This is a genomic window from Pseudomonas costantinii (assembly GCF_001870435.1).
Classification (GTDB): Bacteria; Pseudomonadota; Gammaproteobacteria; order Pseudomonadales; family Pseudomonadaceae; genus Aquipseudomonas; species Aquipseudomonas costantinii.
The window spans coordinates 20,487-42,236 of record NZ_MDDR01000032.1 but is presented as its reverse complement, the minus strand read 5'-3'; the positions used below and the strand labels follow the sequence as shown (position 1 = coordinate 42,236).

22 protein-coding genes are annotated in these 21,750 nt (G+C 60.3%); 4 read left to right on the top strand and 18 right to left on the bottom strand.

Annotated elements, in window-relative coordinates; genetic code table 11:
• Positions 1-80: 80 nt before the first annotated feature.
• Entirely contained in the window at positions 81-2,162 is a 2,082-nt protein-coding gene (locus tag BFL40_RS15025; RefSeq protein ID WP_235864750.1) for a carboxy terminal-processing peptidase, read from the bottom strand.
• A gap of 138 nt (positions 2,163-2,300) precedes the next feature.
• Here BFL40_RS15025 and BFL40_RS15020 point away from each other — a divergent pair, with 138 nt between their 5' ends.
• Positions 2,301-3,263 (top strand): zinc-binding dehydrogenase, encoded by a 963-nt coding sequence (locus tag BFL40_RS15020; protein ID WP_071484738.1) that lies wholly within the window; start codon positions 2,301-2,303, stop codon positions 3,261-3,263.
• A gap of 545 nt (positions 3,264-3,808) precedes the next feature.
• Here the strand turns inward: BFL40_RS15020 and BFL40_RS15015 are convergent.
• The 6 genes from BFL40_RS15015 to BFL40_RS14990 form a co-directional block, all read right to left on the bottom strand.
• Positions 3,809-4,462, bottom strand: coding sequence for an HAD family hydrolase (locus BFL40_RS15015; protein WP_071484737.1), 654 nt, complete (start codon positions 4,460-4,462; stop codon positions 3,809-3,811).
• Between the two features lie 31 nt (positions 4,463-4,493).
• On the bottom strand, positions 4,494-5,483 hold the full coding sequence (locus BFL40_RS15010; RefSeq protein ID WP_065901349.1) for an ABC transporter ATP-binding protein: 990 nt from the start codon (positions 5,481-5,483) through the stop codon (positions 4,494-4,496).
• Positions 5,480-6,280 carry an ABC transporter permease gene (locus BFL40_RS15005; protein ID WP_071484736.1) on the bottom strand — a complete coding sequence of 267 codons (801 nt, stop codon included), beginning with the start codon at positions 6,278-6,280 and terminating at the stop codon, positions 5,480-5,482. Before BFL40_RS15005 ends, BFL40_RS15010 begins: the two co-directional genes overlap by 4 nt.
• Positions 6,267-7,130 carry an ABC transporter permease gene (locus tag BFL40_RS15000; protein WP_162843042.1) on the bottom strand — a complete coding sequence of 288 codons (864 nt, stop codon included), beginning with the start codon at positions 7,128-7,130 and terminating at the stop codon, positions 6,267-6,269. Before BFL40_RS15000 ends, BFL40_RS15005 begins: the two co-directional genes overlap by 14 nt.
• Complete coding sequence (locus tag BFL40_RS14995; RefSeq protein ID WP_071484734.1) at positions 7,109-7,915, bottom strand: alkaline phosphatase family protein; 807 nt, start codon at positions 7,913-7,915, stop codon at positions 7,109-7,111. The genes BFL40_RS15000 and BFL40_RS14995 overlap by 22 nt, the downstream gene beginning before the upstream one ends.
• Before the next feature lie 186 nt (positions 7,916-8,101).
• Complete coding sequence (locus tag BFL40_RS14990; RefSeq protein WP_071484733.1) at positions 8,102-9,169, bottom strand: ABC transporter substrate-binding protein; 1,068 nt, start codon at positions 9,167-9,169, stop codon at positions 8,102-8,104.
• A gap of 351 nt (positions 9,170-9,520) precedes the next feature.
• Between BFL40_RS14990 and BFL40_RS14985 the strand changes: the two genes are divergently transcribed.
• A complete protein-coding gene (locus BFL40_RS14985; protein WP_071484732.1) occupies positions 9,521-10,246 on the top strand; it encodes a UTRA domain-containing protein in 726 nt (241 codons plus the stop codon).
• Here BFL40_RS14985 and BFL40_RS14980 read toward each other — a convergent pair.
• Genes BFL40_RS14980 through BFL40_RS14945 form a run of 8 tightly spaced genes read right to left on the bottom strand, consistent with a single transcriptional unit; the run spans position 10,227 to position 16,377 of the window.
• A complete protein-coding gene (locus BFL40_RS14980; protein WP_071484731.1) occupies positions 10,227-11,180 on the bottom strand; it encodes a metal ABC transporter substrate-binding protein in 954 nt (317 codons plus the stop codon). The genes BFL40_RS14985 and BFL40_RS14980 overlap by 20 nt on opposite strands.
• A complete protein-coding gene (locus BFL40_RS14975; RefSeq protein ID WP_071484730.1) occupies positions 11,180-12,079 on the bottom strand; it encodes a metal ABC transporter permease in 900 nt (299 codons plus the stop codon). The genes BFL40_RS14980 and BFL40_RS14975 overlap by 1 nt, the downstream gene beginning before the upstream one ends.
• Positions 12,076-12,822 carry a metal ABC transporter ATP-binding protein gene (locus BFL40_RS14970; RefSeq protein WP_071484729.1) on the bottom strand — a complete coding sequence of 249 codons (747 nt, stop codon included), beginning with the start codon at positions 12,820-12,822 and terminating at the stop codon, positions 12,076-12,078. The genes BFL40_RS14975 and BFL40_RS14970 overlap by 4 nt, the downstream gene beginning before the upstream one ends.
• Positions 12,819-13,739, bottom strand: a complete 921-nt coding sequence (locus tag BFL40_RS14965; RefSeq protein WP_071484728.1) for a metal ABC transporter substrate-binding protein — start codon at positions 13,737-13,739, stop codon at positions 12,819-12,821. The genes BFL40_RS14970 and BFL40_RS14965 overlap by 4 nt, the downstream gene beginning before the upstream one ends.
• 19 nt (positions 13,740-13,758) lie before the next feature.
• Entirely contained in the window at positions 13,759-14,319 is a 561-nt protein-coding gene (locus BFL40_RS14960; protein WP_071484727.1) for a DUF6162 family protein, read from the bottom strand.
• The gene (locus tag BFL40_RS14955) at positions 14,316-14,645 is read right to left on the bottom strand and encodes a hypothetical protein (RefSeq protein WP_071484726.1); all 330 of its coding nucleotides are present in this window, start codon (positions 14,643-14,645) and stop codon (positions 14,316-14,318) included. Before BFL40_RS14955 ends, BFL40_RS14960 begins: the two co-directional genes overlap by 4 nt.
• Positions 14,642-15,178 (bottom strand): PA2404 family protein, encoded by a 537-nt coding sequence (locus BFL40_RS14950; protein WP_071484725.1) that lies wholly within the window; start codon positions 15,176-15,178, stop codon positions 14,642-14,644. The genes BFL40_RS14955 and BFL40_RS14950 overlap by 4 nt, the downstream gene beginning before the upstream one ends.
• Positions 15,178-16,377 (bottom strand): PepSY-associated TM helix domain-containing protein, encoded by a 1,200-nt coding sequence (locus tag BFL40_RS14945; protein ID WP_071484724.1) that lies wholly within the window; start codon positions 16,375-16,377, stop codon positions 15,178-15,180. Before BFL40_RS14945 ends, BFL40_RS14950 begins: the two co-directional genes overlap by 1 nt.
• Before the next feature lie 275 nt (positions 16,378-16,652).
• Between BFL40_RS14945 and leuC the strand changes: the two genes are divergently transcribed.
• Both leuC and leuD read left to right on the top strand, forming a co-directional pair.
• On the top strand, positions 16,653-18,071 hold the full coding sequence (leuC, locus tag BFL40_RS14940) for a 3-isopropylmalate dehydratase large subunit (protein ID WP_071484723.1): 1,419 nt from the start codon (positions 16,653-16,655) through the stop codon (positions 18,069-18,071).
• The gene (leuD, locus tag BFL40_RS14935; protein WP_071484722.1) at positions 18,068-18,682 is read left to right on the top strand and encodes a 3-isopropylmalate dehydratase small subunit; all 615 of its coding nucleotides are present in this window, start codon (positions 18,068-18,070) and stop codon (positions 18,680-18,682) included. The genes leuC and leuD overlap by 4 nt, the downstream gene beginning before the upstream one ends.
• A 316-nt stretch (positions 18,683-18,998) precedes the next feature.
• Here the strand turns inward: leuD and BFL40_RS14930 are convergent, their stop codons facing one another.
• The 3 genes from BFL40_RS14930 to BFL40_RS14920 all read right to left on the bottom strand — a co-directional run bounded on the left by BFL40_RS14930 (position 18,999) and on the right by BFL40_RS14920 (position 21,547).
• The gene (locus tag BFL40_RS14930; RefSeq protein ID WP_218027753.1) at positions 18,999-19,913 is read right to left on the bottom strand and encodes a LysR substrate-binding domain-containing protein; all 915 of its coding nucleotides are present in this window, start codon (positions 19,911-19,913) and stop codon (positions 18,999-19,001) included.
• Between the two features lie 54 nt (positions 19,914-19,967).
• The gene (locus tag BFL40_RS14925; RefSeq protein WP_071484720.1) at positions 19,968-20,843 is read right to left on the bottom strand and encodes an alpha/beta fold hydrolase; all 876 of its coding nucleotides are present in this window, start codon (positions 20,841-20,843) and stop codon (positions 19,968-19,970) included.
• A gap of 242 nt (positions 20,844-21,085) precedes the next feature.
• Positions 21,086-21,547 (bottom strand): VOC family protein, encoded by a 462-nt coding sequence (locus BFL40_RS14920; protein WP_071484719.1) that lies wholly within the window; start codon positions 21,545-21,547, stop codon positions 21,086-21,088.
• Positions 21,548-21,750 lie beyond the last annotated feature (203 nt).

Below are 21,750 nucleotides of genomic sequence, written 5' to 3'. Positions count from 1 at the left end.
GCCTGCGGTCCTTCATTTCACGACAGAATGATGTCTATATGATGACACTCCGGGGAGTGCTCACATTAAATCGCCATCATTTACTGCTTGGCCACCTGCTTGCTGATCTTCAGGTAGTCCAGCAGGATCCGACCTGTCTCAGACAGGTAGGCGTCGTCTTCCGGCTTGGTTTTTTCCGCCTCGGCCGGCAGTGCATCTTCATCTTCTTTCTTCAGCTCTTTGAGCGGTTCTTCGCCCTTGGCCTTGCGGCGGGCGTTTTCCAGCACAAGCTGTTGATTTTCGATACTGCTGTGTTGCGCACGGCGATCCGCTTCGTTGAGGCTGACGGTTTTCTCTTCCATCAGTTTCTTGGCCAAGGCCAGTTTGTCGCGGATAAACACGAACTCGGCATCCTTGGCGGAGCGAGCGTCATGGTCAGCTTTCAACTGCGCAATGAAAGGCTTGAACGGGTCCGATGCCGGTTTGATCGCAGGACGGATGGTGTCCCACGGCATGGCTTCGGGCAGGGCGCTCTCGCCGATTTCCTTGGTGTCGATGATCGACGGGAAGTCGATATCCGGCAGTACGCCCTGATGCTGGGTGCTCTGCCCGGAGACCCGGTAGAACTTGGCCAACGTCAGCTTCAACTCGCCATGGTTCAGCGGCTGAATGGTCTGCACGGTGCCTTTACCGAAGGTCTGGCCGCCGATGATCAATGCGCGGTGATAGTCCTGCATGGCGCCGGCGAAAATCTCCGAGGCCGAGGCCGAGAGGCGGTTGACCAGCAACGCCATCGGGCCTTTGTAGAAGGCGCCCGGGTTTTCGTCTTCCAGCACGTCGACGCGGCCGTCAGCGTTGCGTACCAACACGGTCGGGCCCTTGTCGATAAACAGGCTGGTCAGCTCGGTGGCTTCCTGCAGGGAGCCGCCGCCGTTGTTGCGCAGGTCGATGACCACGCCGTCGACTTTGTCTTTCTGCAGTTCCGTCAGGATTTTCTTAACGTCGCGGGTGGTGCTCTTGTAGTCCGGATCGCCCGCACGGAACGCTTTGAAGTCCAGGTAGAAGGCCGGGATTACAATCACGCCCAGCTTGTAGTCCTTGCCATCCTGCTTGAGGTTGAGGATTTGCTTCTGCACGGCCTGGTCTTCGAGCTTCACCGCTTCGCGAGTAATCGAAACGATTTTGCTGGTCTGGTCGTTCGGCGCATTGGTGTGCGGAATCACTTCCAGGCGCACCACGCTGCCTTTCGGGCCACGGATCAGCTTGACCACTTCGTCCAGGCGCCAGCCGACCACATCGACCATCTCTTTGTCGGCCTGGGCCACGCCGATGATCTTGTCAGCCGGGGCAACCTGCTTGGTCTTGTCCGCCGGACCTGCCGGCACCAGACGCACGATCTTGACCTGGTCGTTGTCGCTTTGCAGGACGGCACCGATGCCTTCCAGCGACAAGCTCATGTTGATATCGAAGTTTTCCGCGTTATCCGGCGACAGATAATTGGTGTGCGGGTCGTAGGACATCGCGAAGGTGTTGATGTAGGCCTGGAAGATATCTTCGGCACGGGTCTGGTCCAGACGTGCGAGCTGATTCTTGTAGCGCTTGGTCAACAGCTCTTGAATGGCCTTGGGCTCTTTGCCGGCGATCTTCAAGCGCAGCACTTCGTCCTTGACGCGTTTGCGCCACAGGTCATCGAGTGCGGCGGTGCTGGTCAGCCAAGGCGCGTCCTTGCGGTCCACCAGAAGGGTTTCCTTCTGGGTGAAGTCGAGCTTGTCGACGCCTTTGCCCAACTCAGCCAAAGCGAAGTCCAGACGCGCTTTGACGCGGTCCAGGTAACGCTTGTAGATGGTGAAGCCGGGCTGCAGGTCGCCGCTCTTGAGGAAGTCGTCGAACTGCGTCTTCCACTTGTCGAACTCAGCGATATCGCTGGCCAGGAAGTAGCTGCGCGACGGATCCAGCAGCTTGAGGTAGCTGTCGTAGATGATCACCGAGCGAGCGTCGTCCAGCGGCGGCTTGCTGTAATGATGGCGCTTGAGCAACTCGACGACGTTAAGGCTGGCAATCACCTCATCGCGATCAGGCTGAAGGTTGTCCCAGCTATTGGCTGCGAACGTATTGGTCGACATCGACGCGAAGCCGAGACCAATGAAAAAAGCGAGGGCGGTGCTGGGGAACAAATGCTTCATGCTGATTCGACGCGGGGGCAATTGATAACGCATATTAGGCCGTCTTTGAAGTCGCCGGTTCCACATGGGCCGGTCGCATAATGCAAAAAGCCCGACGCTACAGCTACGGGCTCAGTCCAGACTCACTATGGAGGCACTGTGAAAGCATTGCAAGGCGTGGAAGGTCATGTGGAGTGGTTAGAAGAAGCCAGTCCTACCTGCGATGTAGGCCAAGTTCGTATCCGCGTGGCGGCTGCGGGCCTCAATCGCGCTGATTTATTGCAGCGGGCGGGGCTTTATCCGCCACCGCCGGGCGCCAGCCATGTGCTGGGCCTGGAGTGTTCCGGGGTTATCAGCGAAGTGGGGGCGGGCTCGTCCTGGCAGGTCGGTGATCGCGTCTGTGCGCTGCTGGCCGGCGGCGGCATGGCCGAAGAAGTGGTGGTCGACGCACGCCATGTGTTGCCGGTGCCGGAAGGTTTGTCGTTGATCGAGGCGGCGGCGCTGCCTGAGGTGTACAGCACGGCGTGGCTCAATCTGTTCCAGTTGGCGGGCCTCAAGCCCGGTGAAAAGGTGTTGTTGCATGCCGGCGCCAGTGGTGTGGGCTCTGCGGCGATCCAGCTGTGCAAGGCGTTTGGCAGCCCGTGTTGGGTCAGCGTCGGCTCGGCGGATCGCCTGGCTTACTGTGAGGAACTGGGTGCCCAGGGGGGCGTGGTACGTACCGACGGTATCGAAGGGCTGCGGGATTTCGGGCCGTTCGATGTCATCCTCGACCCGGTGGGCGGTAACTATGCCGCGCTGGATCTCAAGTTGCTGGCCCTGGATGGTCGCTGGGTGTTGATCGGTTTGATGGGGGGCCGCGAGGCGCAACTGGATCTGGCGCAGGTGCTGGGCAAGCGTATTCAGTTGCTGGGGTCGACCCTGCGCAGCCGCGACGATCAATTCAAGGCTGATCTGTTCAGCGACTTAAGTCAGCATGTGTGGCCGCTGTTTGCTGAAGGTCGTTTGAGCCCGCAACTGGCCAAGACTTTCCCGATCAAGGATGCCGAGGCGGCGTTTGCTGAGTTGGCGACCAATCAGGTTTCCGGGAAGTTGGTGTTGGTGATTGACGAGACTCTGGTCTGATCTCAACTTGGAATGCGGTCAATGTAGGAGCTGGCTTGCCTGCGATAGCGGTGTATCGGTGAAGAATGTTTCATCTGATACACCGCTATCGCAGCATAGGTATCTACACCGTTCTTGGAACTGCGCTAAACCTGTGATGCGGGGCTTGCTCGCGAGGCGGGCTTTGGATTGGTCATATTCTTTAGGTCGATTGAGTACATATCCGTTGCTGCGGTAACGGCCTCTATTCGTTCCGCTTTTACAGCGGGTCACTTTTGGAAAAGAGCCCGGAATGCCGGCCCAGCCAAAAGTAACCAAAAGGGCTCTTGCCCCACCACTCGGCACCTCGCTGTGGCTCGGTGTGCCCGCACACCGAGCCTAGGCGAGGTGCCGAGTGGTGGGGCAAGAGCCCTTTGCTTACTTTGGGGCTTTTCCAAAGTGAGTCGCCGTAAGGGCGAAACCATAAGCCGCCGTGACCCAAACAACGGATATGTACCCAGCGGCCCCGCGACAACCACAGAGCCCAAGCCCCACAGTTGACTGAGTTTTAATTCAAAAGGGCGCAATCAGACCCAATGATGAATCGGCCAGCCAGCCTTTTCTGCATGCTCACGCAACACCGGATCCGGGTTCACCACGTGCGGGTGATCCACCTTCAGCAGTAACGGCAAATCATTGCGCGAATCCGAGTAGAAATACGCACCCTCCAGCGTTTCACCTTCCTGCTCAAGCCACGCCAGCAAGCGCGTGATCTTGCCTTCGCGGTAAGTCAGCACGCCCACGGTACGACCGCTGTACACGCCATGGCTGACGTCCAGATCAATCCCCAGCACTTCATCTATACCGATTCTTGCCGCAATCGGCGTGACCAAGTGAGTGCCCGAGGCGGAGATCACCAAAATCCGGTCGCCATTCGCGCGGTGCCGGGCGATGGTCTTGGTGGCGTCGCTGTAGATCAGCGGCTCGATGATGTCTTCAACCCACGGCTCCACCAAGTGTTCGATTTCTTCCGGCGTACGGCCGATCATCGGTTCCAGGCTGAAGTCCATGAAGTCTTCCATCAACAACTTGCCTTGGCTGTAGGCGTCCATCAGTTCGTTGTTCTTGCGCATGAACGACTCAGGGTCGACCCAACCCAGGCGGCCCATTTGCTCGCTCCACAGGGTGGCGCAGTCGCCGTGGATCAGGGTGTCGTCCAGATCAAAAATTACCAATGCCATCAGTCATGCTCTCTCATTAAACGCTGCATCGTCAGGCTACCTCACACAGGGCGCTCGGATCGATGGAAAGTGCCAGGCGCTGCCCATCCGGGTGCAGGTCGTCGGCCGAACGGTTGAGCACGTCGACCACCAACTCCACGCCGCGGGCTTCGATGCGGTAGCGAATCACATTGCCGAGCAGGCTGTGGCTGCGCACCAGGGCGTCCAGCTCGCCGCTGCGGCTTAGTTCGATGGCTTCCGGGCGAATCGCGATGCGCCCGCTGATCGGGCGTTGCAGCAGTTGACTGGCCTTGTCGGCGTCCAGCAGGTTGTAGTTGCCGATAAAACCGGCGGCGAATACATCCACCGGAGCGGTGTAGAGGGTCTCGGCATCCCCGCTCTGCACGATCTTGCCCTGGTTCATCAGGAAGATTCGGTCGGACATGGTCAGGGCCTCTTCCTGGTCATGGGTCACGAAAATCGTGGTCAACCCCAGCTCGCGCTGGATCTGGCGGATCTGTTCGCGCAGGTGCTTGCGAATCCGTGCGTCCAGCGCCGACAACGGCTCATCCAGCAGCAACAGGCGCGGGCGGGTCACCAGGGAGCGGGCGAGGGCCACGCGCTGGCACTGACCGCCGGACATCTGGTGCGGGTAGCGGCCGGCGAGGTCCTTGAGTTCCACCAGTTGCAGTACTTCCTGCACGCGCTTGTGGCTGTCGTCGGCGTTGACCTTTTGCATGCGCAGGCCGAAGGCGACGTTCTGTTCCACGGTCATGTTGGGGAACAGCGCATAGCTCTGGAACACCATGCCGATGTGCCGTTTCTGTGGGCTCAAGGGCACGATGTCCTGGCCGTCCAGCAGGATTTTTCCACTGTCCACCGACGTGAGGCCGGCGATGCAGCGCAGCAGGGTGGACTTGCCGCAACCGGATGGGCCGAGCAGGGTGACGAACTCGCCTTTGGCGATTTCGCAGTTGATATCACTGAACACCGGCGTGCCGGCATAGCCTTTTTGCAGGTGTTGGACGCTGACGAAGCTCATTGGCTTTTGTCCTTGTTCAAGATATTGGCGGCCCAGGTCAGCACCAGCACAAAGAAGAAATAGGAAATAACGATGGCGCTGGTGAAGTGGCCACTCGTGTTGCGCATATTGTTCAAGTAGACCTGCAGGGTTTCGTAGCGTGTGCCGACCAGGATATTGGCGAACACGAACTCACCGAACAGGAACGAGAACGACAGCAGCAGCGCGACCATCAGGCCTTTACGCAGGTTAGGCAGCACCACGAAGATTGCAGCCTGCCAAGTGCTGGCGCCGAGCAGTTGCGAGGCGTCCATCAGGTCGCGCAGGTTGATCGCTTGCAGGTTGTTGGTGATCGCCCGGTACATGAACGGCAGCGCCACGGTGAAGTAGCAGCCGATCAGAATCCACGGCGTGCCCACCATCGCGAACGGCCCGGAGCCGTAGAGTTGCAGCAAACCCACCGACGACACCACTGGCGGCACCGCGAAGGGCAGCAGGATCAGGATGTTCATCAACGCGTCGAGTTTGGGGAAGTGGTAATGCACCACAAACAGCAGCGGCAGAATCAGCACCACCGAGAGGATCAGCGCACCCACGCACACCAGCAGCGACTGGCCGAAGGCTGCCAGGAAGCGCGGATCGCTCCACAACTGCACATACCATTTCACGGTAAAACCGGCGGGTAAAATGGTTGCCGACCAACTGCTGGCAATCGAATAGACAAAGGTGCCCACCAGCGGCAACACCAGGATCGCAAACAACACATACACCACTACCCGATGGTAGAGGGAGGCCGGGCCGGCTTCAGCGCGAGACATGGTAGCTCCTCTTGAGCAGCAGTTGATGGACCACCGTGACCACGGTCATCAGCGCCACCAGCACCACAGCCAGTGCACTGGCCATGTTCGGGTCCAGGGAGATATCGCCGGAGACCATCGCCGCGATACGAATCGGCAGCACGTTGAAGTTGCCGGTGGTCAGTGCGTACACCGTGGCATAGGCGCCGAGGGCGTTGGCCAGCAGGATCACGAAGGTACCGAGCAGCGCGGGGGTCAGCACCGGCAGGCCGATGTGCCGCCAGAACTGCCAGCCGCTGGCGCCGAGCAGCGAGGCTGATTCGCGCCAGTCTTCACGCAGTGCGTCGAAGGCCGGATAAAGCAGCAGCACGCCCAACGGGATCTGGAAGTAGGTGTACAGAATGATCAGCCCGGTCTTGGAGTACAGGTTGAAGTCCTGAATGATCCCGGCCTGCTTGAGCATGATGGTGATGCTGCCGTTGAAGCCCAGCAGGATGATGAACGCGAAGGCCAGGGGCACGCCGGCAAAGTTGCTGGTCATGTTGGCGAAGGCGGTGACGAAGTTGCGCAACGGCCCATCCACGCGGCGCAACGAGTAACTGCCGAGCACCGAGATGATGATCCCGAACACGCTGGAGTAGAAGCTGATCTCCAGGCTGTACTGGATAGCTTGCAGGTAGAACTTCGAGCTGAAGATCTTGGTGAAGTTGGCCAGGCCCCAGCCGAACTCCTCCGATTGCAGGCTGTTGATCAACACCCACACCAGCGGGGCGATTTCAAACACGATAAAGAACAGCGCAAACGGCACCAGGCACAGGATCGCCAGCCATTTGCCACGGGTTAAAGAATTCACTTCAACAGCTCCCGGCATACAGGTTTGTCGTGGGGCACGCCGAGCAGTTCGCAGACGGTGCCGCACAGTTCGGTTTGCTTGGGGGTGGCAGAAGGGTTGAAGTTGAAGGCCGAGCCCAACACGAACAGCGGCACTTCACGTTCTTCCGGCAGCAGGCCGTTGTGCGAGCGATCGTTGTTCATGCCGTGGTCGGCGGTCACCAACACCTGGTAACCGGCGTCGAGCCAGCCTTGCAGGTAGTCAGCGAGGATGATGTCGGCCGAACGCGCGCTGTTGCGATATTGCGGCGTATCGAGGCCATGTTTGTGGCCGGCGTCATCAATGTTCATCGGGTGTACTACGAGGAAATTCGGCGCGTGTTTATGGCGCAGGCTTTCAGCGTCGGCGAACAGGTGGGAATCCGGGTAGTGGTCATTCCAATAGAAATGCCCGTGCTGGATCGCCAGCGCTTTGTCGTCGGTATGACGATCACGCGCGGCTATAAAGGGCGTGCGGTTATACAACTCGCTGACCCAGTGGTAAGCCGCCGCCGCGGTGGTGAGGCCTGCGTCGGTGGCGTAATGGAAAATGCTGCGCTGGTTAGACAACCGCGAGACTTGGTTGTGGACGATGCCGCTGTCGATCGGTGGCACGCCGGTCAGGATGCATTCATACAATGGCCGCGACAGGGCCGGCAGTTCACATTCCAGTTTGTAAAGCGCTGCGCGTCCTGCGCCGATATAGGCCTGGAGATGCCCCATGGCATGTCGGGCAACCTCGTAGTTCAGGCCGTCGAGCACCACAAGGATGACGTTGTGCTTCATAGGGACTGGGGCTCCGCAACTAATAGGCTTGATTCGGTTTTTCGGTAGAGCCCGGACCAAATGTGGGAGCTGGCTTGCCTGCGATAGCGGTGCATCAGGCGACATATATGTTGAATGTCAGACCGCTATCGCAGGCAAGCCAGCTCCCACACTGACCGCGTTCCACTCAGGTAGGCGCGTGAAGCCTTACTGCATATTGATGATGACTTCTTCCTGCCACTTCTGCGGCAGAGCCTTGGAGGTCTTCTCCCACGCGTCGGCATCTTTGATCGGCGTGACCTTCTTGTACTGCTCGTTCGGCAACAGCTTGGCCTGAACGTCGGCAGGCAGGGTCAGGTGCTCGGCACGAATCGGACGTGCGTTGCCGCGCGCCAGGTTGGTTTGGCCTGCGTCGCTGAAGATGTATTCGCGGGTCAGCTTGGCGGCGTTCGGGTGCTTGGCGTATTTGTTGATGATGGTGGTGTAGCCGGAAATCACCGAACCGTCCGATGGGATCAGCACCACGTAGTCATCCGGGTTGGCCATCTTGGCTTTGTAGCTCAAGCCGTTGAAGTCCCAGACCACGCCGACTTCGACTTCGCCTTTTTCCATGGTGGCGATGGTCGGGTTGGCCAGCGACAGGCGACCTTGCTTGGCGATTTCGGCAAACATCAGCAGCGCAGGCTGGATGTTCTTCTCGTCGCCACCGTTGGCCAGTGCTGCAGCGAGTACGCCGTTGGCAGCCTGGGCGGCGGTGCTCACATCACCAATCGATACTTTGTATTTGCCGGTCTTCAGGTCAGCCCAGCTTTTGGGGGCATCGGAACCGTGCAGCAGTTTTTTGTTGACGATAAAGGCGATGGTGCCGGTGTAGGCCAGGGCCCAGTTGCCGTCTTTATCTTTTGCCCAATCCGGGACTTGTGCCCAGGTGGTCGGTTTGTACGGTTGGGCAACGCCCTGTTTTACCGCGATCGGGCCGAAGGCGGCGCCGACGTCACCGATGTCGGCGCTGGCGTTGTCTTTCTCGGCGGCGAACTTGGCAATCTCTTGGGCCGAGCTCATATCGGTGTCGATGTGCTTGAGGCCGTAGGTCTTGGCCAGGTCATCCCAGGTGCCTTTCCAGTTGGCCCAGTCATCGGGCATGCCGACGCTGTTGACGGCACCTTCCGCTTTCGCGGCGGCTTCCAGAGTTTTTAGATCGGTATCAGCGGCCATGGCGGCGGTGCACATGGCAATGGTCGAGCCTAACAGTGATGCCAGGAAAAGCTGTTTCATCCGAAGCTCCTTTGGGCGTTTTCAACGCGGCGTTTTTATGAACGATTGCGGTGGTGTTGGTCTAGGTCAGCAATACCTGAGCCAATCTAGGCTCGATGGATGACAGTTTCATGTCGATGTCGTTTTTAAATCGCTTTTGTCGCTAAGCGCAGACTTAGCGTAGACCATGCCCAAGTGCCCGCAGGCCTTGGACTTGGCCGATGTATTGCAGGGTGTGGTGCAGGGGATAGACACGGACTGTCATCTGTCGGTCATCTGTAATGCCTAGGCTGGCGCGTAGCAGCAGACGCCCAAATAGCGCGCGGTTTGTGCACCTGAACGGTGCTGGTCTAGTCCAGATAGGTAACGTTGATGCGTGATGAGGCAATCAAGGCGGTGACATCCATCGGCCTGGCGCTGCAAGAGCAGATCGACCACGGCCTGTTGCCGCCTGCGAGTAAATTGCCCGCCGAGCGCAAGCTCAGCGAGTTGTTTGGTACCACCCGCATTACCGTGCGGGAAGCCTTGTTACAGCTGGAGGCGCAAGGGCAGATCTATCGTGAGGAACGGCGTGGCTGGTTTGTCTCGCCGCCACGGCTGGCCTACAACCTGATGCAGCGTAGCCACTTTCACGCGATGGTCAGTGACCAGGGGCGGGTGGCATCGACTGAGGTGATTAGCGCGCGGTTGCAACCGGCGTCGGCGGCGGTGTGTGCGTGGTTGCAATTGCCGGCGCTGTCGAGCGTGATCCAGATTTGTCGGGGCCGACGGATCGATGGGCGCTTGGTGCTGTATGTAGAGCACTACCTGAACCCGCAGTATTTTCCGGGGATTCTGGAGTGCGACTTGAATCAGTCGATGACCGAGCTGTATGCCCGCAAGTATGACCTGCACTACGGGCGGGTACGCTTCGAAATCGTCCCGACATCATTGCCGGTGGAAGCCGCCGCCACGTTGCGCGTCTCGGTGGGTAGCCCGGGCTTGCGCATCGCCCGGGTCAATTATGACCAGCATCAACGGTTGATCGACTGCGACCTGGAGTTCTGGCGGCATGATGCGATTCATGTGGGCGTGGACGTTATGGGGTCAGCGTCTTGATCACCTGATCCACATTGGTTTCCAGCTCCGTCACCGGGTCCGCGCCGTCGACGTTCAGCACCAACAACTGCGCACCGCCTGCCGTCACCGCTGCTTTGACTGCATCACTGGGCTGACGATGATGCAGCACCACCGCCACATCGTTGTTCTTCAAGCTGGCGCTCAATTGCTGCAACGCTTCGGGTGTCCAGTCGGCGTCAGGCCGTGCGTCGGTGCTGACCACTTCCAGGTTCAAGCTGCTGACCAGATACGCAAAGTGATCACTCAGGCTGACTACGCTGAGGTTGTCTGATTTGGCCAGTCGCGCTTCGCTGTCGGCGGTGAGCTTGAGCAGGCGCTGTTTGAGGGCGGCCAGGTTGGTGTCGATCTTCGGTTTGGCGTCAGGGGCCAGGCGGCTCAGATCGGCGGCCATCACATCGGCCATGCGCCCCATATTGTTACTCGACTGCCACGGCTGGCTGTTCAGGCCATCGGTGGTGCCCGGTTGCACGGCGATACCCGGCAGGCCACCGTCCACCGGGCGCGCGGCGTCTACTTCGACGATGCGGATATTGGCGCGCCGCGCAACGGGGTAGAGCGGGTCATCCGCCCACAGCGAGCGCAGGCCAATCGCTGCGTCGGCGTCCTGGGCCAAGGTGTTCAGCGCCGGAGCGCCCCGGCCGGTGAAATAGGACACCTGCCGTGAGCCGGGCAGGTTGGCCGGAGCTGCGCGTTCAAGTTGCACATTCGTGCCTTTGAGCAGCACCTCGGCCAGGCCGTAAGTGATGGGCAGTGAGGCCAGGACCTTGACCGGTTTTTTAGTCTTGGTCAGGGCGGCATGGCCCAGGCCTTGGTTGACTTTGAAGTCTTTGGGTTCGAAGCCATCGACGGCCAATGTCGAGGTACTGATCAAACAAGCGATGGCCAAGGCCAATGGGCGAAAGACGGGGCGCATTATCCAATATTCCCTTTGAGGCTGGGCACCGTGCCGCGCGCGATGGCGGCGAAGGCGAAGGCGATACCGGCCACCAGAATAATTGCGGCGCCGGAGGGGATAGGCAGGTCGAAGACGATTGGCAGCAAGATGCCGCACAGTGTGCTGACGGTGGCGATCACCACCGAGACCCAGAAGAACCCTTTGAGCGACTGGCTCAGCAGGCGCGCTGCAGCAGCCGGAATCACCAGCAGGGCGCCCACCAGGATCGCGCCGATCACCTTGACCGCTGCTACGGTGATCAGCGTCACCAGGATCACGAACAGGTAATCCAGTGTTTTCACCGCGACACCACGCACCGCCGCCAACTGCGGGTTGAAGCTGGCGAGCATGATGCGGTTATAAAGAGGCAGAGCCAGGGCCATCACCAGGGAACCGACAACCGCGAGCACCAGCAGGTCATTGCCGTTCACTGTCAGCACCGAGCCGAACAGCACGTTCTCCAGAATGTGTACGTTGATCTTGCCCGCGAGGATCAGCAGCAAACTCGCGCCCAACGCCAGGGACACCGACAGGAACACGCCGATCAAGGTGTCCGGCGCCAGGCCGGTACGGTTGCGCAGGTAGTTGAGCAAAATCCCGAACAACAGGCAGTAGCCGAACAGCGCGCCATACGGCCCGGTGTAGGGTTCTCCCAGCAGGATGCCCACGGCCACGCCGGTCAGCGCGGCATGGCCGACCGCCTCGGAGAAAAACGCAAAGCGCTTGACCACCACCAGCGTACCCAACCCGCCAAGGACCGGGCCGATCAGTAAACCGGCGAGCAGTGCGTTGACCACAAACCCATAGGCCAGTGCTTCCGGCAGATACCCGGAAGAGGCCCAGCCCTGGACCATCAAGCGAAAGGCTTCATAACTCATTGCGCCGGGCTCCGAGGGTGGGTGGAGAACAGGGTCAGCAGGCGATCCGGGGTCAACGCCTCTTTTGGCGTGGCGTCGAACAGCACGCGGCGGTTCAGGCCGGTAACGCGATCAGCCAGGCGGCCGACGGCTTCCAGATCGTGTTCGATCCACAGCACGGTGATCCCGGCCAGGCGCCAGTCATTCAACAGCCGTTCGAACACCTGGATGCCGGCTTCATCAAGCGCCGACATCGGTTCGTCCAGCACCAGCAGGTGGGGCGTCGGGATCAGGCCCTGAGCCAACAACACGCGCTGACGCTCACCGCCGGACAACGCGCCCATGCGGCGCTTGCGTTTGTCCTGCATGCCGACCCGTTCCAGGGCCTCGCCAATGGCGCTGGCGTAGTGTTTGGACAGGCCGAGAAACGCCGGGCGCCGCTGGCACATGGCAGCCATGAAGTCGTCGACGGTCATTGGCAAGCCCCGGTCGAACTCCAGGGCCTGGGGCACATAACCGACGGTGCCTACGGTGGTTGGCCATTGCAGGCGCAATTGGCCCTGGTGTGGCGTTTGCCCCAGCAGGGTCTTGATCAGCGAGCTTTTACCACCGCCGTTCGGGCCCACCAGTGCATGAATACTGCCCGGCTGCACCTGAAAGCTCACGTTATCCAGAATCACCGTACGACCCAGGGTCAACGACACCTTATCGAAATCAATGGTCGGGCCGACGCTGGCTACCTTCAGTTGTTCCGCCGCCGTCATGTCCCCGACTCCTGAATGGCACGGACCACGGTGTTGAGGTTACCGGTCATTTCCACTTCGTATTTCTCAGGGGTGTATTCGCCGTAGGAAATATGCGACAGCGGGTACAGCTTGACCCCGGATTCACGCTGAATGGTCTCGACGTAGGTGGACGGGAAATCCATCTCCGAGAAGATCACTTTCACGTCCAGGGCGCGCAGTTCATCGATGGTCTTTTTCAGCTGGCTGGGGCTGGGCTCGATACCGTGGGCGGGCTCGACCACGGCCGTGACTTCCAGGCCGAACTCGCGCAGCAGGTAGTCGTACGCCGCGTGCACGGTGGCTACGCGCAAGTCCGGGTTCGGTGCACTGGTCAGCTTGGCCAGTGCATCGGCGCGCATTTGGCGCAGACGTTTGCCGTAGGCGCGGGCGTTCTGGGTGTAGGTCTTGGCGTTGTCCGGGTCGAGCTTGCCCAGTTCGCGGGCGATGTTGTTGACCTGGGCAATCGACGCACTGATCGACAGGAAGGTGTGTGGGTTGACCACTTTGCCCGCGCCGCGTGCGGCATTCCCGGTGGCGGCCAGCAGCGGCACGTTGGCGTTGGCTTCGATCACCGGAATGTCCGGGCGCTCGCTGGTAGCGATCATGCGATCGGCGAAGTCGTCATGCCCGACACCATTGAGCACGATCACGTCCAGGGTGCCGATGCGCTTGATGTCTTCGGCGCGCGGCTCGTAGGCGTGGGGGTTGAAACCGGCCGGAATCAACGGCACCACCTCAGCCTTGTCGCCGACGATATTGGCCACGTAGCTGTAATAAGGGTGCAGGGTGATGCCGATACGCAGGCGTTTGGCAGCCTCGGCGTTGGCCAGAGGGGCGAGCATCAGGCTGAACAAACTGACCAGCAACAGGCGCAACAGGGGAGATGAAATAGACATGGGCAATCGGTCTTCTCGTTCAGTGACGGTGCTGGCGGGTCACGCCGGCATCGAATTGCGTGACCACCTGCTGCCAGCCAGCGGCGATCAACGCCGGGTCAGTCAGGTCGGAAGGGGCCGCCAGGTTGGCTTGGCGGTTGAGCCAGATGTCCGGCTCGGCGCCGTGCACGCGCATCAACAGTGAACCGCTGGTGGTCGGTGTCTGGCTCAAGCCCAGATAGGCCGCAGGCGCAAGCAACTGCCAGTGATGGTTGCCACGGCTGACCGAGCTGGCGTCCTGGGCAAACGGCGCGAAGCCTTCTTCGGCCAGTTGCTCGGGCGTCGGCAGGGCGTTTTGCTCCTGTTGCAACAGCTGGATCTCATCCAGTGTCACCCGCAGGTCGGCGTAGATGCCTTGTTCTGAGGCGCTCAGGTCACGGCGCGCATCCAACTGATGGCTGGGCACCGCAACCACTTCCTGGGTTTCACCGTGCAGCGCCACCACCGAGCCTGCCACCGCGAGGATGATCAGACACAGCAGCAGCACGTAGAGCGTTTCGTGACCGGCACCGGCGGGGCGTACAACCTGTGTCGTACTCATTGGGGTTGGATATCCGCTTGGTCGATTTCAACGACGTGGCCTGGGCCGGCATCAAACAAGACATAGAATTCGGCGGACGGCTTTTTGAAGGTCAGCGTCGAATCCTGACCGAGCTTGCCGGGCAGCAGGATGGTTTCGTCGTAGCCGATCACGTCCAGGGTCACACCGGGGGCGCCGCTGCCGTCGGAAAAGCCGCCGGTGCATTTGATCTGCTCGCCGGGGATTTCCTTGCATTCACACATCGGGTTGTGGGCCAGGGCCACGGTACTGAAACCGGCGCACAGCAATAGCACGCTGCAGGCGCGGGTCAGGCGCATCAAAGTCATGGTTTAACTCCTTGCTTGTTCAGCCAGGCAATGGTGGCAGGCGAGGCCTGGTTCAGCGGGATGGACCCCTGGTGCATGCTGCCGTCCCAGCCTTCCATGGTGATCCACAGCTCGGCGTCGACAGGTGTGCGTTCCGGCACCGGCAGGGCGGCGCCCATGCGGTAGGGCGTACCAAAGAAAATGACCCCGGCGGCCCGCAGGCTCCGAGGCTTGCCGATACGCAGGTAAGTGGCCTTGACCTGCTCGGCGCAGGTGTCACACAGGGCAGCGTTGAAGAATTTCATGGGGCCGGCCGGGTCCGGACGCGGGCCTTCATTGCGAAGCTCGGCGAGCTTCAGGCTCCAGGGCCCGACCTGCACGTCACCGATCACCCGCTCACCAATCCCGGTGTCACCGCGAAACAGCGCAACGTCGGCAAAGTACTTGGGCATGAACCCCAGGGGCACCAGCAACAGCAGCACATTGATGTGGAAGCGCCATTTCAGCCAGAAGGCTCGCAGCGGTGAAGGTGGTACAGCGCCAGCCTTGCTCATCATTTGCCCTCCGAAGTTTCAGCCTGCATGACCGGGATGGGGACAGGTTGGCGCTGCGTTTTGGCTTCACGCTTGAGAGCATTGAGGGTGGCCAGCGCGGTGCGTTTGGTCCAGATCAGCAGGCCGCTCAGCACCATCATGCTCAGCACCAGCCCGAAGAACGCCCAGATCAGCTTGATCCATATCCCGCCAAAATCCCCGGTGTGCAGCGGGCGCATGGATTCGGTGACGAACTCCAGCTTGGTGCGGTCGGACAGCAGGTGTGAAGAGGCGATTTCACCGTCATACGGGTTGATTTGCGCAGTCTGGAACATCAGCGGGTACCAGCCCCGGCCGCCAATCTGCAGGTGGCTGTAGGCATTGAGCGGCAGGCTGATGAAGCTCGCTTCCAGCCCCGGGATACGCTGGGTGGCGATCGCGATGGCTTCATCCACGGGAATCCTCGGGGCTGGCACGCCGGGCGCCGAGGTGGGTACTTTTTCCCGGGAAATCACCGGGACGACAGGCTCACTGGAGATGGAAATCTGGTTGTCGCCTAGGATCGCCTGGATCAGGAACCAGGTGCCGGTGATGGAAATGACCGCGATGAACCAGATCGACCAGATACCGCTCAGGCGGTGGAAGTCACCCCAGAAGATCCGCGCGCCGTGGTGGATACGCAGGGTCGGCCTGAAAAAGCCCTTCCAGAAACGCTTGTACACCACCAGCCCTGTGACCAAGGACGCCAGCAACGGTAAGCCGAGCAGCGACACCAGGTACCAGCCCCAACTGTAGCCATTGGTAAACGGCACCAGCCACCAGCCGTGCAGGGCGCGGGTGAATTGTTTGAAGTTGAACGACGGGCTGATGCCCTGGATCGCCCCGGTATACGGGTTGACGTAGACCTCCACTGAGCGACCGTCGGGGTAGCTCAGGTCGACACTCAGCGCGAAGTGCGATTCATCGGGACGGCTGATCGACTGCACGATCACCTGGGGCTCGGCCTGCTTGATGGCGGCGATCACCTTGTCGTAGCTCAGCGGCTCGGCGTCATCCGACGGTTTGCTCGCACGGATATCCGGGTTGGCCAGCCAGACGATCTCCTGGCTCACCACCGCCAGGGTGCCGGTGACGCAGACGATCAGTACAAAAAACCAGATGGGCAATGCCAACCAACTGTGTACGAGAAACCAGAGTTTTGAGCGTGACTTCTTCGACATGTGAATGCGGGTCTTGATCGGAGGGGGGGCGATGGAGGCCCGGAAAAGGCCGGTCGTAGCTTTTGCTGACGCGACGGGCTGTATTTAAGTTAAGACGGATGAGAATGGGAAAACCCTAAGCCGAACATGAAAGAAATTGTTTCAGGTTCGCATTCGCTGCACTTCAGCGCTCCGATCGAACACGAAGCATGTTCTCAGCCATCACCCAGGTGCCATTGATGGGGCCGGGTGGCTGCGTAGGATGGGCTCATACCGTTGAGCGAGCCCCAAGAAAAATGACTGCCAGAACCCTCTACGACAAACACATCGATTCCCATACGGTGTGCCGCCTGGATGATCAGGGCCATGTCCTGCTTTATATAGACCGCCAAGTGATCAACGAATACACCAGCCCCCAGGCTTTCAGCGGCCTGCGCGAGGCCGGGCGCAAGGTCTGGCGCCCCGGCACGGCGCTGGCGGTGGTCGACCATGTAAACCCCACCACGCCCAAGCGCATTGCGGCGATGCCCGATGCGGGCGGTGCGCGGCAAGTGTCGTACCTGGCGGAAAACTGCCGGGACTTCGGCATCGAACTGCTGGATATCCTCGACAAGCGCCAAGGCATCGAACACGTGATCGCTCCGGAGCAGGGTTTCATTCTGCCGGGCATGGTGATCGCCGCCGGTGACAGCCATACCACTACCTACGGCGCCCTCGGCGCGTTTGGGTTTGGCATCGGCACCTCCGAAATCGAGCATCTGCTGGCTTCGCAGACCCTGGTCTACAAACGCCTGAAAACCCTGCGCGTGACCGTCGACGGCGCATTGGCCCCTGGCCTGACCTCCAAGGATGTGATCATGGCGCTGATCGGCAAGATCGGTGCGTCCGGTGCGACTGGTTACGCCATCGAGTTTCGTGGTTCCACTGTCGATGCGTTGAGCGTCGAAGCGCGCATGACCATCTGCAACATGGCGGTAGAAGCCGGTGCGCGTGGCGCCTTCATGGCACCGGACGAAAAAGTCTTCGCCTACCTCAAGGGCAAGCCTCGCGCACCAAAAGGCGACTTATGGGAGCAGGCCTTGGTGGGCTGGCGCCAGCTGCATTCGGACGCCGACGCCGAGTTCGATCAGGAAGTGCAACTCGACGCCACCACTCTGGAACCGATGGTCACCTGGGGCACCAGCCCCGACCAGGCTGCGCCTATCGGTGCCTGCGTGCCCGACCCGCAAAGCGTCAGCGATCTGATCCTGCGTCAGGACATGCGCCGCGCCCTCAACTATATGGGCCTGGAGGCCGGTATGCCGCTGAGCGATATCGTGATCAGCCATGCGTTTATTGGCTCCTGCACCAACGCACGCATCGAAGACCTGCGCGACGCCGCGAGTGTAGTGCGCGGAAAACAGGTGGCCGACCATGTGCGGGCGATGATCGTGCCGGGCTCCACCGAAGTGCGTGACCAAGCCGAAGCCGAAGGGCTGGCGGCGATTTTTATCGACGCCGGTTTTGAATGGCGCCAGTCGGGTTGCTCGATGTGCCTGGCGATGAACGACGATGTGCTGGCTCCCGGCGATCGCTGCGCCTCCAGCACCAACCGCAATTTTGAGGGTCGTCAGGGCGCCGGTGCGCGCACCCATCTGATGAGCCCGGCGATGGTTGCCGCCGCAGCCATTACCGGCCGCCTCACGGATATTCGACATTTTGGAGAGCGCGTATGAGCCTGCAACCGTTCACTGTGGTCACCGGCAAGGCCGCGCCGATGCTGGCGGCGAATATCGACACCGACGTGATCATGCCCAAGCAGTTTCTCAAGGGTATTGACCGTAGCGGCCTGGATCGCGGGTTGTTCTTTGACCTGCGCTTCCTGGCCTCCGGCGAGCCAAACCCTGAGTTTGTGCTGAACCAACCGGCCTGGCAGGGCGCAAGCTTTATGGTGGTGGGGCCGAACTTTGGCTGTGGCTCCAGCCGTGAACATGCGGTGTGGGGTTTGAAACAGATGGGCATTCGCGCGTTGATCGGCAGTAGTTTTGCCGGGATTTTTTACGACAACTGCCAGCGTAATGGGGTGTTGTTGATCACCTTGGAGGAGGAGGTGCTGCACGCGCTCGGGCAGACCGTCAGCCAACCCGAGCAGGCGCAGATCAGTGTGGACCTGGAGCAACAGCAGATTCGTTTGGTGGATGGCCAGGTGATCCCGTTTCAGATCGACACTTTGCGCAAGACCACGCTGTTACTCGGGCTGGATGCGATAGGCAGCACTTTACAGCGCAGTGAGCAGATCAAGGCGTTTGAGCGCCGGCATCTGCAGGCCAACCCCTGGCTTAACTGACGCACCTCAATCCAAATGTGTGGCTTGCCTGCGATGAGCATGGGTATCTACACATCTCTTGGAATTGCGCTAAACCGTGGGGAGGGAGCTTTGGGTGGGCCATTTTCCTTAGGTAGATTGAGTACGTATCCGTTACCCAAAAAACGGATATGTACTCAGCGGCCCCGTGACAACCACAGAACCCAAGCCATAAAGAGATGTGTAGATACCTATGCTGCGATGAGGCTGGTTCAGCTTGCTCATTTGTCACTGACACACCCTCATCGCAGGCAAACCCGCTCCCACATTCGATTGGGTTCACAGGGCTGGATCGGCATCAGATCGAGAGGCCTTTGAAATGCTCCTGCAAAAACTCAACGCACGTCCTTAACTTCCCGGAATACGCCAACCGTGTCGGATACACCGCCCACACGTTGGCGCTCTGGCTGTAGTCGTGCAGCACTTGCACCAGCTTGCCTTGCTCCAGCAGCGGCTTCACGTCCCACATCGAGCGCAGCACTACACCGCGCCCATCCAACGCCCACTGCAACACGATCTCGCCATTGTTGGAGGAAAGCGGCCCACGTACGCGCACACTTTCCTGAGCGCCGTTGTGCTCCAGGTTCCAGATGCCAAACGCGTTGTCGCGCTCCTTGAGCACCAGGCAATCGTGCTGCTCCAAGTCACTCAGCTGTTGTGGCGTGCCTCGACGTTTCAAGTAAGCCGGCGCCGCGCACAGCACCCGGCGATTGCTCACCAGCCGTCGGCCGATGTGCTGGCCGGGAATATCGTCGCCCACACGAATCTCCAGGTCGAAGCCTTCACTGACGATATCCACCACGCGGTCGAACAGGTCCAGGCGGATTTCCAGGTCCGGGTACTGCTCCGCCAGCAGCGACAGGGCAGGGGCCACATGGTTGCGGCCAAAGCCGAAGCTGCTGCACAGGTGCAGATGGCCACGCGGGCTGTCGTGGGCGTCGCTGAGTTCATCGGACAGTTGCTGGAAGTCTTCCAGGATACGCACGGCCCAGCGCTGCACCCGCTCACCGTCTTCGGTCAGGGCGATACGGCGGCTGGTGCGGTGCAGCAGACGGGTGGCGAGGGTGGTTTCGAGGATCTGGATACGCTTGCTGACATACGCAGGCGACAGCCCCAGCTCATCGGCGGCCGCAGCAAAGCCAGCCTTGCGAATCACAGTCAGAAACACCCGCAGGTCTTCGGGGAGGGGCACGCTATCTTTCTTATTGGTCATCGCAAACAGGCGTGGCGGCATGAGCCGCCAGAATAGCACTGCACTATCGTGTGTTCAGCGTAGGAAGGTCAGGACTTCGCCCAGCAACACCTCAGGGGCTTCTTCGGCAATGTAATGGCCGGCCGGCAGGGCCTTGCCACGCACGTCGGTGGCGACTTTTTGCCACTCCTTCAGCGGCTCGAAACAGCGGCCGACGGTGCCTTCGGCGCCCCACATCACCAGTAACGGCAGGTTCAAGTGATTGCCGGTGTCGATATCGGCCCGGTCGTGCTCAAGGTCGATACCGGCGGCGGCACGGTAGTCTTCACAGATGCCGGTGGCAGTGCCTGGCAGTTTCAGGCAGCGCAGGTATTCGGCGAAGGCTTCGTCGGTGAAGGGTTTGAGCCCGGCACTGCGGCTGCCCATCACACTGCGCAGGTACAGTTCGGGGTTGCTCTCGATCAAGGTTTCCGGCAACGGCGCCGGGCGGATCAGGAAGAACCAGTGCCAGTAGGCGCGGGCAAAGGCTTCGTCGGTCTGGGCGTACATCGCCAGGGTTGGCGCAATATCCAGCAGCACCATGCGTTGCACAGCGTTGGGGTGATCCAGTGCCAGACGATGGGCGACGCGGGCTCCACGGTCGTGGGCCAGTACCGAGAAGGTGTCCAAGCCCAGGGTTTTCATCAGTTCGACGTTGTCCTGGGCCATTTCGCGTTTCGAATAATGGGTGTGGTTGTCATTGGCCGGCGGCTTGCTGCTGTCGCCATAGCCGCGCAGGTCGGCGGCGACCACGGTGAAGTGCTGGGCCAGTTGCTCGGCGACTTTGTGCCAGATGATGTGGGTTTGCGGGTGCCCGTGCAGCAGGAGCAGACCGGGACCTGTACCGCCTTTGCGGTAGCTGATGTCCACGCCATTGACGTGGCAGCTGTCTTTTTGGAATCCGGCGAACATGGAATGACTCCTTGTGATGATTGCCTGCATCCTGGAATCACGCGGCGTTTGGGGCAAGGGGGAAAGCGTGGAGGGGGTGTTCATGAAGTGTGTAGCAGCTGTGGTAATTGATCTGGCAAGCACAAATCCTTGTGGGAGCTGGCTTGCCTGCGATGATATCGACTCGGTGTGTCTGAAACACCGAGGTGTCTGCATCGCAGGCAAGCCAGCGCCTACAGTGGATATGTGTTGCCCCTGGATTTTCAGTTTTGCTTGAACATATCGGCGGCACGTTGGCGGATCTGCGCCTCGGTCAGGTCTTCCTTGTGAGTGGCCAGGAACCACACGTGTCCGAACGGATCTTTCAACGTACCGGTACGGTCGCCATAGAACTGGTCCTTGGGTTCGGAGATTGCGGTGCCACCGGCGGCGATAGCTTGTTTATATTGGGCGTCGACATCCGTCACATATAAATGAATGCCGACACTGGTGTGGCCGTCGCGAGGGCTGCCGAAAGGGCTTTCATCACAGGGTGAGCCCAGCATGATTGGCGAATCACCGATGCGCAGTTCGGCGTGGCCGACCTTGCCGTCGGGCATGTCCAGACGCATGACTTGAGTGGCGTTGAAGGCTTTTTTGTAGAACTCGATAGCTTCGGCGGCCTGGTCAACGCCCAGGTACGGCGTGATGCTGTGAAAGCCCTCGGGGATGGGGTTAACGCTCATATCAATCTCCTTGGTTGTGGTTGTGGAGGAGCGGCCTGTTCACTATAGGCCACGCCAGCCGTGGCCTCTGGGCAACCGACGAGGTGTTCGCCAGGCAACAGTGAACGGGCAAATTGCTGCGCCGTAAGCGGTGTTGGACCCCGTTAGTAGCGTCAAACTGCCGGTTTCAGGGCTCGGCACAGAAGCTGCAATGCCTCAGGCAA

Coding starts and splice junctions, on each gene's coding strand:
- BFL40_RS15015 (WP_071484737.1), bottom strand. CDS start 4,462: ATGGCATTGGTAATTTTTGATCTGGACGACACCCTGATCCACGGCGAC.
- BFL40_RS14980 (WP_071484731.1), bottom strand. CDS start 11,180: ATGCGCCCCGTCTTTCGCCCATTGGCCTTGGCCATCGCTTGTTTGATC.
- BFL40_RS14920 (WP_071484719.1), bottom strand. CDS start 21,547: ATGAGCGTTAACCCCATCCCCGAGGGCTTTCACAGCATCACGCCGTAC.
- BFL40_RS14970 (WP_071484729.1), bottom strand. CDS start 12,822: ATGACGGCGGCGGAACAACTGAAGGTAGCCAGCGTCGGCCCGACCATT.
- BFL40_RS14950 (WP_071484725.1), bottom strand. CDS start 15,178: ATGAGCAAGGCTGGCGCTGTACCACCTTCACCGCTGCGAGCCTTCTGG.
- BFL40_RS14955 (WP_071484726.1), bottom strand. CDS start 14,645: ATGACTTTGATGCGCCTGACCCGCGCCTGCAGCGTGCTATTGCTGTGC.
- BFL40_RS14965 (WP_071484728.1), bottom strand. CDS start 13,739: ATGTCTATTTCATCTCCCCTGTTGCGCCTGTTGCTGGTCAGTTTGTTC.
- BFL40_RS14990 (WP_071484733.1), bottom strand. CDS start 9,169: ATGAAACAGCTTTTCCTGGCATCACTGTTAGGCTCGACCATTGCCATG.
- BFL40_RS14985 (WP_071484732.1), top strand. CDS start 9,521: ATGCGTGATGAGGCAATCAAGGCGGTGACATCCATCGGCCTGGCGCTG.
- BFL40_RS15025 (WP_235864750.1), bottom strand. CDS start 2,162: ATGAAGCATTTGTTCCCCAGCACCGCCCTCGCTTTTTTCATTGGTCTC.
- BFL40_RS15000 (WP_162843042.1), bottom strand. CDS start 7,130: ATGCCGGGAGCTGTTGAAGTGAATTCTTTAACCCGTGGCAAATGGCTG.
- BFL40_RS14975 (WP_071484730.1), bottom strand. CDS start 12,079: ATGAGTTATGAAGCCTTTCGCTTGATGGTCCAGGGCTGGGCCTCTTCC.
- BFL40_RS15005 (WP_071484736.1), bottom strand. CDS start 6,280: ATGTCTCGCGCTGAAGCCGGCCCGGCCTCCCTCTACCATCGGGTAGTG.
- BFL40_RS14930 (WP_218027753.1), bottom strand. CDS start 19,913: ATGACCAATAAGAAAGATAGCGTGCCCCTCCCCGAAGACCTGCGGGTG.
- leuD (WP_071484722.1), top strand. CDS start 18,068: ATGAGCCTGCAACCGTTCACTGTGGTCACCGGCAAGGCCGCGCCGATG.
- leuC (WP_071484723.1), top strand. CDS start 16,653: ATGACTGCCAGAACCCTCTACGACAAACACATCGATTCCCATACGGTG.
- BFL40_RS14945 (WP_071484724.1), bottom strand. CDS start 16,377: ATGTCGAAGAAGTCACGCTCAAAACTCTGGTTTCTCGTACACAGTTGG.
- BFL40_RS14995 (WP_071484734.1), bottom strand. CDS start 7,915: ATGAAGCACAACGTCATCCTTGTGGTGCTCGACGGCCTGAACTACGAG.
- BFL40_RS14960 (WP_071484727.1), bottom strand. CDS start 14,319: ATGAGTACGACACAGGTTGTACGCCCCGCCGGTGCCGGTCACGAAACG.
- BFL40_RS14925 (WP_071484720.1), bottom strand. CDS start 20,843: ATGTTCGCCGGATTCCAAAAAGACAGCTGCCACGTCAATGGCGTGGAC.
- BFL40_RS15010 (WP_065901349.1), bottom strand. CDS start 5,483: ATGAGCTTCGTCAGCGTCCAACACCTGCAAAAAGGCTATGCCGGCACG.